A 10,417-nucleotide genomic window follows, 5' to 3' on the forward strand; every position below is an offset into this window, starting at 1 on the left:
GGACTTGAGGGTGTGGTCAGTTGCGGATCTGATCCCACAGGGCCTGGACCCGGGCGTCGATGGCCTCGACGATGACCCGCACCCCTTCCAGGTTTTCCTCGGAGGGGTCGGCGATGCCCCAGTCCAGGTAGCGCTTACCTGGATACACCGGGCAGGCGTCCCCGCAGCCCATCGTGATGACGTAGTCCGCGGCGCGCACCACGTCGTCGGTCAGCGGCTTGGGGAAGGCCCCGGACAGGTCGATCCCCCGCTCGGCCAGGGCTTCGACCACCAGCGGGTGCACCTCGGCCCCCGGCAGGGACCCGGCGGAGCGGACCTCCACGCCGTCTCCGGCGTGGTGGGACAGCAGGGCCGCGGCGATCTGGGAGCGGCCGATGTTGTGCACGCACACGAACAGCACCTGTGCCACCGGCTTGTCGATCTTGCCCTGGGACTGGGCCAGGGCCCGGAGCCGGTCATCGGCGAAGTGCCCGGCGGTGGTTGCCAGGTAGGTGCGGATGCGCGCGGTGCGCGAGAGCGTGGTGTAGGACTCGAAGACGTAGCGCTCGACCGTCTCCGGGGAGAAGATCCCCGCGTAGCGTTCGGCCAAGTGGGCGGCGGTGCGCTGCAGGACGTGGGTGTCGAGTTCGGAGGTGGAGGTGGACTCGGTCATGGCGACTCCTGGTGTCGTGAAGTGATGGTCAGCAGCAGGACGAGCGGACGGAGACCGGGGCGGCCCCGATGGTGACCGGCTGCGGGGCCGAGCAGCAGGCATCGGCCGGATCCTCAGCCACGGCCGGGGCGCAGCAGCTCTGATGCTCGGTGCTGTTGTCTGCAGGCCTCGGGGCGGGCAGGTCGCAGGACCCTCCCAGGTCGGTGGAGCACACCCCGGTCTCCGGCAGCGCCAGGCGCACGTCGTCGGCCGCGGCGCGGTCTCCGGCCAGGGCGGCGGCGATGGAGCGGACCTGCTCGTAGCCGGTGGCCATCAGGAAGGTCGGGGCGCGCCCGTAGGACTTCATGCCCACGATGTAGAAGCCGGCTTCCGGGTGGGCCAGCAGCTTCTCCCCGTGCGGGGTGACGGAGCCGCAGGAGTGGAACTCCGGGTCGATCAACGGGCCCAGCCGGCGCGCGGCGTCCACGGCCGGATCCAGCTCCAGGCGCAGCTCGGTGAGCATCGCGAGGTCGGGGCGGAAGCCGGTGGCCGGCACCAGCAGATCCACGCTGAGTTCTTCGTCCCCGGTGGGGGTGGTGGCCCGGACGGTCAACCCCTCAGCGGTCGAGGTGAAGCCGGTGATAATGAAGGAGGTGTGCACCTCGATCACCCCGGATTCCACAAGATGGCGCAGCCGGGTGCCCAGCGCGCCCCGGGCGGCCAGTTCGTCGCGGTCCTCCCCGCCGTAGACGCCGGTGACATCAGCGGAGCGCACGGCCCAGGAAATCCGGGTGCCCGGCTCGGTCTCGGCCAGGGCACCGAGCTCGAGCAGGGTGTTGGCCGCAGAATGCCCGGCCCCGACCACCAGCACGTGGCGGCCGGCGAAACGAGCCCGGTCGCGGCCGGTGACATCGGGCAGCGGGGCGGTGATCCGCCCGGCAGTCACGGCCTCGGCCTCACCCGGGGCCAGCAGCCCGGCCTGACCCAGCGGGTTGGGCGTGGCCCAGGTCCCGAAGGCATCGATCACCGCCGACGCCCGGATGTCCTCGCACGTCCCGTCGGGGTGCTGGGCACGCACCAGGAAGGGGGTGGACTCCCGGTTGCCGGTGCGGGTCTTGTCCATCCCCGCCCGGCTCACGGCCACCACACGGGCACCGGTGCGGACCCGTCCTGACAGGGCGGTTGCGAGGGGCTGCAGGTACTGCTCCACCAGCTCCGCCCCGGTGGGCAGGACCTCGGGGTCGGGTTCGGTCCACCCCTGGGTCTCCAGCAGCCGGGCGGCGGCGGCGTCGGTGTTGTAGCGCCACGGAGAGAACAGGCGGGTGTGGCCCCACTCCCGGATGGCGGCGCCGATCGACTCGCCGGCTTCCAGGACCAGCGGGGTGAGGCCGCGCTCGAGCAGGTGCGCGGCGGCGGCCAGACCCACCGGCCCGGCCCCGATCACGATCACCGGCAGAACAGCAGTGTCGGCGGTGGTGGTGGTCTCAGGCATGGGTGGTCTCCTCGACAAGGGCGGTGGCGATGGACTCGGCATCTTCCAGGGCGGCCAGGTAGCGTTCGGCGTCCAGGGCGGCGGCGCACCCGGTGCCGGCGGCGGTGATGGCCTGGCGGTAGCGGTGATCCACCGCGTCCCCGCAGGCGAAGACCCCGGGCAGATTGGTGACGGTGGTGGGCGAGTCCACCGTGATGTAGCCCTCCTCGTCCAGCTCCAGCTGACCCGCCACCAGGTCGGTGCGCGGGGTGTGGCCGATGGCCACGAACACCCCGGTGGCGGCCAGTTCCCGGGTGGCCCCGGTGGTGGTGTCGCTCAGGGTCACCCCGGTGACCTTGTCGGTGGCGTGGATGGCGGTGACCGCGCTGTGGTAGGCGAAGTGGATCTTCTCGTTGTCTTTGGCCCGTTGCGCCATGATCCGCGAGGCGCGCAGGGCGTCGCGGCGCACGACCACGGTCACCGTGGCGGCGAAGCGGGTGAGGAACAGGGCTTCCTCCATGGCCGAGTCTCCGCCGCCGACCACGACGATGTGCTGGTCCCGGAAGAAGAACCCGTCGCAGGTCGCGCACCAGGACACCCCGTGCCCGGACAGGCGCTTCTCCTCGTCCAGGCCGAGTTCCTTGTAGGCGGAGCCGGTGGCCACGATCACCGCCGGGGCCCGGTACGTCTTGCCCTCTAGGGTGGTGACCTCTTTGAGGTGACCCTTGAGTTGCACGGTGGCGGCGTCGTCGTAGTCGATGAGTGCTCCGAAGCGTTCGGCCTGCTCGCTCAGGCCCGCCATGAGTTCTGGGCCCTGGATCCCGCCGGGGAAGCCGGGGAAGTTCTCCACCTCGGTGGTGTTCATCAGCGCACCCCCGTGGGTGACGGACCCGGCGATCACCCGCGGGGCCAACCCGGCCCGGGCGGCGTAGATCGCGGCGGTGTACCCGGCCGGGCCGGAGCCGAGGATGATCAGCTGGTCCGTCGCAGCAACGGTGGCGGGGCCGGTGGTGGTGTTCGTGGTCATGACCGTGGCCGCCCTGACGTGGTGGCGGTGGTGTCGTCGGCGGGCAGCAGCTCGGAGATCAGTGCCTGGATCCGGGCCTTGATGTCGTCGCGGATGGGCCGGACGGACTCCACGCCCTTGCCGGCCGGGTCCTCCAGCGCCCAGTCCTCGTAGCGTTTGCCCGGGTAGAACGGGCAGGCGTCCCCGCAGCCCATGGTGATCACCACGTCGGAGTCCTGCACCGCCTCGTCGGTGAGGACCTTGGGGGTCTGGGCGCTCATGTCGATGCCCTCCTCGGCCATGGCCTCCACGGCGGCCGGGTTCACCGCATCGGCCGGGGCGGAGCCGGCCGAACGCACCTCGATGCGCCCGCCGGAGAGGTGGGTGAGGTAGGCGGCGGCCATCTGGGAACGCCCGGCGTTGTGCACGCACACGAACAGGACGGAGGGCTTGTCCGTGGTCTCGGCGGGGGTCGCGGAAGTGGGCTCAGCAGTCATGGGGATCATCCGTTCTGTCGCAACGAAGAGAGGGGGAAGGGGAGGGGCAGGGGACAGGAGACTCAGGCGGGGTTGCCGTCGGTGAGCTCGGTGAGCAGCTGCTGCACCCGGGTGTCGATGTCGTCGCGGACCAGGCGCATCCGCTCGGCACCCTCGATCCCGCGGGTGGAGGGCTCGTCGGTGTGCCAGGTCTCGATGGTGCCGGTCATGCCCTCGACGGGCTCGACGCGCGCCTCATCGCCCAGCACCACGACCCGGTCCACGGATCGCAGCAGCTCGGGATCGATGGGCTTCGGTGTTCCGGAGGACATGTCGGCGCCGACCTCGGCGACGACCTCGGCGGACAGCGCATTGATCTTGTTGCCGGGTTTGGTGCCGGCGGAGTGGACCTCCACGGCACCTGCGGCGCGCTCTTCCATGAGGGCGGCGGCCATCTGGGACTTGCCGCCGTTCTTGGCGCAGACGAACAGGACGGAGGGTTTGGTGGTCTCGGTGCTCATCGGGTACTCCTCGGACGTCATGGGGTCAGCGGGTGGGGACGGTGGCATCACCGGGGAAGAGCTTCCGCCCGGCCCACAAGGACACGTAGACCAGCGCCACCAGGACGGGGACCTCGATGAGCGGGCCGACCACCCCGGCCAGGGCCTGTCCGGAGGTGACCCCGAAGGTGCCGATGGCCACGGCGATGGCGAGCTCGAAATTGTTGCCGGCGGCGGTGAAGGCCACCGTGGTGGACTTCGCGTAGTTCAGCCCCAGGGCACGGGAGGCGAGCAGCCCGATGCCGAACATGAGGAAGAAGTAGACCAGCAGGGGCCAGGCAATGCGCACCACGTCCCACGGGTTGGAGGTGATGGCGTCGCCCTGTAGGGCGAAGAGCAGCACGATGGTGAACAGCAGCCCGTACAGGGCCCAGGGACCGAGCTTCGGCAGGAACGTGCCCTCGTACCACTCGCGGCCCTTGGCCTTCTCACCCAGAGTGCGGGTGAGGAACCCGGCCACCAGCGGGATCCCCAGGAACACCAGCACCGAGATCACGATGGACCACACCGAGAACTCCGCCGACGTCGTCGGCAGCCCGAGCCAGGAGGGCAGGACCTGGAGGTAGAACCAGCCCAGGGCGCCGAAGGCGAAGACCTGGAAGACCGAGTTGATCGCCACGAGCACGGCCGCGGCCTCCCGGTCCCCGCAGGCGAGGTCGTTCCAGATCAGCACCATGGCGATGCACCGGGCCAGTCCCACGATGATGAGCCCGGTGCGGTACTCGGGCAGGTCGGGCAGGAAAATCCAGGCCAGGGCGAACATCAGGGCGGGCCCGACGACCCAGTTCAGCACTAGGGAGGCGCCCAACAGTCGCCGATCACCGGCCACACGGTGGGTCTCGTCGTAGCGGACCTTCGCCAGCACCGGGTACATCATCACCAGCAGCCCGATCGCGATCGGCAGGGACACCTCCCCGATCCGCACGGCCTCCAGGGCGGTGTCCAGCCCGGGCACGAACCGGCCCAGCAGAAGGCCGGCGACCATGGCGGCGATGATCCAGGCGGGCAGCCAGCGGTCGAGGAAGGACAGGTCCTTCATCACCCCCTGGTGGGGGGCGGGGGCGGTGGTGGTGTTGCTCATGATCAGGGGCAGCCCTTCGTATTGACGACTATCTATCGGAAACACTAGGGGTCACATCGACATTGGTCAATGTAGGATGGGGTGATGACTCTCGCACCGGACCGCCAGGCCACCACCGCGGATGAGTGCGTCCAGGGCGTGCCGGACGCGCAGTGCTGCACGCTGGCGGGCGGGCCCATGGGCGTGGACGACGCGCAGCGGATCGCCGGGCGACTCAAGGCCCTGTCCGACCCGACCCGGCTGCGCCTGCTCTCCCATGTGGCGGCCCAGGGCTGCGGTGCGGTCTGCGTGTGCGATCTGACCGCGGTGGTGGACATCAGCCAGCCCACGGTCAGCCACCACATGAAGAAGCTCGTCGACGCCGGTCTGCTCACCCGCGAGCAGCGCGGCAAGTGGGCGCACTACTCCGTGGTGCCCGAGGCCTTCGCCGAACTGCGGGCGTTCCTGGACCTGCGCTGACGCCCCGGCGCAAAGTCCCCCGAGCAACGGCCCCTCTCCCATCCAGCACACCGCACGAGGGGAGGATCACGATGAGCGGCACCGCACCCACCCCCCAGGAGATTCGCGACGAGCTTGAGCGTGTTCGGGTGGATTTCCATGCCCTCGTGGCCGCAGCGACTCCAGCGGACCTGCACCGACCCTCGTCCGGCACCCGGTGGACCAACGGGCAACTGCTGTTCCACATGTTCTTCGGCTACCTGGTCGTCCGGCGCCTGATCCCGCTGGTGCGTCTGATGGGTCGTCTTCCCGAACCGGTCAGCCGCACCTTCGCCCAGGTGCTGGAGGCCGGCACCCGGCCCTTCCACATCGTCAACTACCAGAGCGACCGCGGGGCGGCCCGGATGATCCGCGGCCCGCGTCTCATCCGGTGGTTCGACCGCACCCTCGACGCCCTGCAGGCTCAGCTGGAGGCCGAGCCCGCGGCCGCACTGGTCCGAGGGATGCACATGCCCGTGACCTGGGACCCGTACTTCCGGGAGTGGATGAGTCTGGCCGAGATCTACCACTACGGCACTCAGCACTACGACCACCACCGACAGCAGCTGACCCTCAGCCGGCCATTTTGAAGAGCCCCTCTCGCGAGCTCGGGATCGCGGTCGAGATGGCTAGTTCGGCGTCCTGGGTTCGGGGCGGGATCGTCACTTCAGGATTAACCAAGCTGATGCTGATGGGGCCATGGGTAAGGGGTGAACGCGAACTCCTCCCCTCCGCTTTACATATGGCCGGTTAGAGGCTAGCCCGCCAGGCGAGGTCATCGAGATGGTGCCAGTCCTGAAGCCAAATCGACCGTGTGCGATACGGATCGCGCTGCAGTAGGGCTTCTTCCAACAAGCCGACTGAACTGTCCGATTCTGTGACCTCACCAGGTGTGTGCTTGGCCGGACCGGTGGGTGCGGCCACCATCGGCACCCGGGTGCCACGGCCGGCAGACCCGGCACCGCAGTGATCGTTGCTCAGGAGGGATTTTGATGGGGTCGGGCGCGCAGGACGAGCTCGAGCTCGAACCGGGCCTGCGGGTCGTTGAGTGCTTCCCCGAAGACCTCGCGCAGCTGGTTGACCCGGTAGCCGACCGTCTGCTCGTGGACGGCCAGCTCGGCGGCCATCGCGGCGCGGTGCCCGTGGTGCTTGAGCCAGGACAACAAGGTCGCCCCCAGCCGCTCCCGCTGAGCGGGGCGCAACTGCTCCAGCGGGGCCAGCCGCAGGGTAGTGAGGTCCTCGACCATGGCGCGGTCACTGAGCAGCAGCAGCTGGGCGAGGTGCTCCGTGACCCACACCGGTCCTTCCTCCTCGGGGTTGTGCTGCAGCAGGTCCCGGGCCATCACAGCCAGGCGCAGGGAGTCAGGTGCTGCTTGCCAGGGGCGCCCCGGACCCACCACCGCGTTGCGACCGGCGAGGGCACGCCCCAGCTCCTGGCGCGCTGTCGGTGAGGAGGGCTCGGGCACGACCGCCACGACGTCGCCGGGGCGGGAGGTGAACAGGGCGCGGGCGCCCAGGCGGGATCGCAGCCCCGTGCGCTGGTCGGCGGGCAGGGTCACCACTACCACCCGCTCGGGCAGGGCCCAGCCGGCCGCGAGCACGGCCGCCCGCACGGCGTCCTCCTCGGCGTGGCCGCGGATGAGCATCTCCGCCACCGTGTCCAGCAGCCGGTCCTGCTCACCGGCCCGCTCGGACTGCTCGGCGGCGTAGCCCTGGGCACTGGCGGCGGAGAGCTCCTCGATGTAGGCGAACACCGACTCCGCCAAAACGATCAGCACCGAGGCCTCGGCCCCGGCTTCCATGGCCACTTTCGACATCGACCGCAAGGTGGTGCGGGCCCCGGAGCGGTAGGCGCCGAACAGGGCGTCCATGAGCCGGCCCTGATGGACCTCGGCCCGGCCGAGCAACTCATAGACGAGCCGGTCCTCATCGCGCAGAGCCGGTTGGGCGGTTCCGGCCAGGTCCAGGAAACGGGTCAGGGCGGATTCGACCCCCCGCTGGATCTCGCCCCGCAACGGACCGTCCAAGGAGGTGGCGTAGACCAGGACGTCCCGGTGCACCCCCGACAGCAACTCCTCCGTGAAGGCGGGCACATGCCCCGTCAGCAGCGGCGTGAGCGCCGGCGGCAGCGCCGTCCACGGCAGATCACGATCCACATCAACCACCGCGCACCCCCATTTCCTGGTCTCGCCACCGTCTCTCGGGCCCGCAGAAGACGAGCAGCACTCAACGCGTCAGGTAGAACGCCGATGGTTGGCGATCTGGCCCGATCGCATCTGCTGTCCTGTGCAGGGTGAGCCGAGCACCCGGCGACCGGTTGCTTGAGCATCAGCAGATCGGTCCTGCTTCTATTGCACCGCCGGCACCACCACACGGGCCAGGGTCCAAGGCAACACTGTAAGGTCCGATCTCCACGTGGCACGCACACAGGAGCGGCGGGATGATCTGCCGACCCGGTGCCGGTGGCCGGTCGCCGGTCGCCCAGCCGATCACGGTCAGGGCCGAGGGGGGCGGATTCGACCCGCACCGTGGTGGTCGGTGGGCGTGCCAGTATGTGACCATGCCCTCGACATCGCACGGCGCCCAGCGTCCGCTGGCTCCTGGGCGCAGCAACAAGCTGCCGCCGGTCCACGGCGACGCCGCCGGAGGTGTCACGGTGCCGGTGCGGGTCGCCGCGGCGTGGTCGTGGCGGCTGATCATCATCCTCGCGGCGGTGGGTCTGGCCGGCTATCTGCTCGCCCGGATCACGGTGGTCATCATCCCGGTGCTCATCGCCGGGTTGCTGGCCGGGCTGCTCTTCCCGCTGGTGAAGAGGCTGCGGGCCCAGCACGTGCCGGCCGGGATGGCGGCGGGACTGGTGGTGCTGGGGCTGATCGCTGTGGTGGTGGGTCTGCTCGTGATCGCCGGCCGGCAGATCGTGCTGGGCTTCGCCCAACTGTCCGGCAGCGTGGTGGCAGGCACCCAGCAGCTGCTCGACTGGCTCGAGGACGGACCGCTGCACCTGAGCGCGAGCACCGTCGACGACTGGATCAACGACTTCGGCACCACCGTCCAGGACAACAGCCAGGCCATCCTGGACGGGGCGGTGTCCTTCGGCGCCACGGCCGGCAACGTGCTGACCGGTGTGGTGATCATGGTGTTCACCCTGTTGTTCTTCCTGATGGACGGAGAGCGGATCTGGCTGTTCGTGGTCAGGTTGTTCCCGTCCCACGTCCGTCGGCCGATCAACGGAGCGGGCCGGCACGGGTGGGGATCACTGGTGCAGTACGCCCGGATGCAGGGGTTCGTGGCCTTCGTCGACGCCGTGGGCATCGGGGGCGGGGCAGCTCTGCGGGGGTGCCTCTGGCGCTGCCCATCGGCATCCTGGTGTTCCTGGGCTCCTTCATTCCCATCGTGGGAGCGGTGGCCACCGGGGCTGTTGCGGTGCTGGTGGCGCTGGTGGCCAACGGATTCACCAATGCGCTGCTCATGCTGGCGGTGGTGCTGCTGGTGCAGCAGATCGAGGGCAACGTCTTGCAGCCGCTGCTGATGGGCAAGGCAGTGTCCCTGCACCCGTTGGCAGTGTTCCTGGCCGTGGCCTGTGGGGCCATCCTCTACGGCATCTCCGGGGCCCTGTTCGCGGTCCCGGTCCTGGCTTTCCTCAACACGGTGGTGCGCTACCTGGCGGGCGGGCACTGGCGCACCGACGACGAGATCGCCTGGGAGCCCTATTACTACCCGTGGGAGATCAAAAAGCACGCCCGTCACGACCGGTTTACCCGCGAGCAGGTCATGGCGCAACTGGAGCGTTTCCGCCGGACCCGGGCCAAGGAACGACTACACGCCCAGGCCCAGCGACAGCAGCAATGACCTCAGGGCGGGCAGCAGGGCGGCGACCTCAGGCCATCCCTCACCAATGAACGATCTGATACTGGGACGGCGAGGAGATCAACGGCCGAAACCGGCCCGATCCTGGTCAACCGGGGACAGCACAAGGGCCCGCTCGTGAACAAGCGGGCCCTTGTGCTTCAAGCGTGCGGATTCTCAGGTCTGCACCACCGAGAATTCAGCGGCCGGGGCCATCCACACCGGTGTTGTAGCCGCGATCGGTGTGATCTTTCTTGTTCCTCTTCAGTCCGGCCAGACCGGCCAGGCCCAGCAGGCCGGCCAGGCCCCACAGGCCCATCTCGCCGTTGTCGTCTTCGCTCTGCTGGGTCGTGGTGGCGGGAACGGCCACTTCCGCGGCAGCGGCAGGGGCTGCCACGCCGGTCAATGCGGCCAGGGAAAGGGCGGCAGTGGCTGCGGTCTTGCGCATCTTCGCTCTCCTTCGGTGCGGGGAAGGACCCTCGTCTGAAGGTCTGATCGTCACCCTACTTCCAACACAGTTCTCCGGCGACTCCTGCAGGTCAGAGGCCTCGACCGGCCCGGCGGAGGACGACGCAGGGCAGCTTCACCCTCATGGCGTGAGCATGGCCATCCGGGACAGGCGGACGGTAGCGTCAGTACCCTGGCGAATGGGCGAGTTGTCGCCAGTCCTGATCGTCGGAACGGATCGAAGGAGATGCCATGAGCACCAAGGTCGAGAAGACTGTCGTGGTCGAGGTGCCGCTGAGCACGGTGTACAACCAGTGGACCCAGTTCGAGGACTTCCCCCATTTCATGAATGGCGTGAAGAGCGTGACCCAGCTCGGCGACGACCGCCTCGAGTGGGTCGCCGAGCTCGGTGGTGTGCGCCG

General features: G+C 69.3%; 12 protein-coding genes and 1 pseudogene. 5 read left to right on the plus strand and 8 right to left on the minus strand.

Features of this window, described 5'->3' with window-relative positions; genetic code table 11:
* Positions 1 to 16: 16 nt before the first annotated feature.
* From ACFYE3_RS15385 to arsB, 6 genes are all read right to left on the minus strand, one after another.
* Positions 17 to 652, minus strand: a complete 636-nt coding sequence (locus ACFYE3_RS15385) for an arsenate reductase ArsC (protein ID WP_387610553.1) — start codon at positions 650 to 652, stop codon at positions 17 to 19.
* 28 nt (positions 653 to 680) lie between these two features.
* Positions 681 to 2,123, minus strand: a complete 1,443-nt coding sequence (locus ACFYE3_RS15390; protein ID WP_387610554.1) for an FAD-dependent oxidoreductase — start codon at positions 2,121 to 2,123, stop codon at positions 681 to 683.
* Entirely contained in the window at positions 2,116 to 3,129 is a 1,014-nt protein-coding gene (gene trxB / locus ACFYE3_RS15395) for a thioredoxin-disulfide reductase (protein WP_387610555.1), read from the minus strand. The genes ACFYE3_RS15390 and trxB overlap by 8 nt, the downstream gene beginning before the upstream one ends.
* Entirely contained in the window at positions 3,126 to 3,605 is a 480-nt protein-coding gene (locus ACFYE3_RS15400) for an arsenate reductase ArsC (RefSeq protein WP_387610557.1), read from the minus strand. The genes trxB and ACFYE3_RS15400 overlap by 4 nt, the downstream gene beginning before the upstream one ends.
* A 62-nt stretch (positions 3,606 to 3,667) precedes the next feature.
* Positions 3,668 to 4,105, minus strand: coding sequence for an arsenate-mycothiol transferase ArsC (locus tag ACFYE3_RS15405; RefSeq protein WP_387610559.1), 438 nt, complete (start codon positions 4,103 to 4,105; stop codon positions 3,668 to 3,670).
* A 25-nt stretch (positions 4,106 to 4,130) separates the two neighbouring features.
* Positions 4,131 to 5,225, minus strand: a complete 1,095-nt coding sequence (gene arsB / locus ACFYE3_RS15410) for an ACR3 family arsenite efflux transporter (RefSeq protein WP_387610560.1) — start codon at positions 5,223 to 5,225, stop codon at positions 4,131 to 4,133.
* A gap of 84 nt (positions 5,226 to 5,309) precedes the next feature.
* Between arsB and ACFYE3_RS15415 the strand changes: the two genes are divergently transcribed.
* On the plus strand, positions 5,310 to 5,684 hold the full coding sequence (locus ACFYE3_RS15415; protein ID WP_387610562.1) for an ArsR/SmtB family transcription factor: 375 nt from the start codon (positions 5,310 to 5,312) through the stop codon (positions 5,682 to 5,684).
* Positions 5,685 to 5,812: 128 nt separating this feature from the next.
* Entirely contained in the window at positions 5,813 to 6,292 is a 480-nt protein-coding gene (locus ACFYE3_RS15420) for a DinB family protein (RefSeq protein ID WP_387610564.1), read from the plus strand.
* A gap of 387 nt (positions 6,293 to 6,679) precedes the next feature.
* On the opposite strand, the gene ACFYE3_RS15425 is transcribed toward ACFYE3_RS15420, so the two are convergent.
* On the minus strand, positions 6,680 to 7,858 hold the full coding sequence (locus ACFYE3_RS15425) for a helix-turn-helix domain-containing protein (RefSeq protein WP_387610565.1): 1,179 nt from the start codon (positions 7,856 to 7,858) through the stop codon (positions 6,680 to 6,682).
* 404 nt (positions 7,859 to 8,262) lie between these two features.
* Between ACFYE3_RS15425 and ACFYE3_RS15430 the strand changes: the two are divergent.
* Both ACFYE3_RS15430 and ACFYE3_RS15435 read left to right on the plus strand, forming a co-directional pair.
* A pseudogene (locus ACFYE3_RS15430) lies at positions 8,263 to 8,955 on the plus strand (AI-2E family transporter); the annotation flags it as partial.
* A gap of 113 nt (positions 8,956 to 9,068) precedes the next feature.
* Complete coding sequence (locus ACFYE3_RS15435; RefSeq protein ID WP_387610567.1) at positions 9,069 to 9,551, plus strand: AI-2E family transporter; 483 nt, start codon at positions 9,069 to 9,071, stop codon at positions 9,549 to 9,551.
* Between the two features lie 196 nt (positions 9,552 to 9,747).
* Here ACFYE3_RS15435 and ACFYE3_RS15440 read toward each other — a convergent pair whose 3' ends face one another.
* Positions 9,748 to 9,996: a WGxxGxxG family protein gene (locus tag ACFYE3_RS15440; protein WP_387610568.1), complete on the minus strand. Its 249-nt coding sequence runs from the start codon at positions 9,994 to 9,996 to the stop codon at positions 9,748 to 9,750.
* A gap of 251 nt (positions 9,997 to 10,247) precedes the next feature.
* On the opposite strand from ACFYE3_RS15440, the gene ACFYE3_RS15445 reads away from it, so the two are divergent.
* On the plus strand, positions 10,248 to 10,417 hold a 170-nt coding region (locus ACFYE3_RS15445; RefSeq protein ID WP_387610576.1), incomplete at its 3' end, for an SRPBCC family protein.

The organism is Kocuria arenosa (assembly GCF_042879215.1).
In the GTDB taxonomy this organism is placed as follows: Bacteria; Actinomycetota; Actinomycetes; order Actinomycetales; family Micrococcaceae; genus Kocuria; species Kocuria arenosa.

Excerpts from the sequence above, each read along its gene's own strand:
- ACFYE3_RS15385 (WP_387610553.1), bottom strand. The coding sequence starts at position 652 with ATGACCGAGTCCACCTCCACCTCCGAACTCGACACCCACGTCCTGCAG.
- ACFYE3_RS15390 (WP_387610554.1), bottom strand. The coding sequence starts at position 2,123 with ATGCCTGAGACCACCACCACCGCCGACACTGCTGTTCTGCCGGTGATC.
- trxB (WP_387610555.1), bottom strand. The coding sequence starts at position 3,129 with ATGACCACGAACACCACCACCGGCCCCGCCACCGTTGCTGCGACGGAC.
- ACFYE3_RS15400 (WP_387610557.1), bottom strand. The coding sequence starts at position 3,605 with ATGACTGCTGAGCCCACTTCCGCGACCCCCGCCGAGACCACGGACAAG.
- ACFYE3_RS15405 (WP_387610559.1), bottom strand. The coding sequence starts at position 4,105 with ATGAGCACCGAGACCACCAAACCCTCCGTCCTGTTCGTCTGCGCCAAG.
- arsB (WP_387610560.1), bottom strand. The coding sequence starts at position 5,225 with ATGAGCAACACCACCACCGCCCCCGCCCCCCACCAGGGGGTGATGAAG.
- ACFYE3_RS15415 (WP_387610562.1), top strand. The coding sequence starts at position 5,310 with ATGACTCTCGCACCGGACCGCCAGGCCACCACCGCGGATGAGTGCGTC.
- ACFYE3_RS15440 (WP_387610568.1), bottom strand. The coding sequence starts at position 9,996 with ATGCGCAAGACCGCAGCCACTGCCGCCCTTTCCCTGGCCGCATTGACC.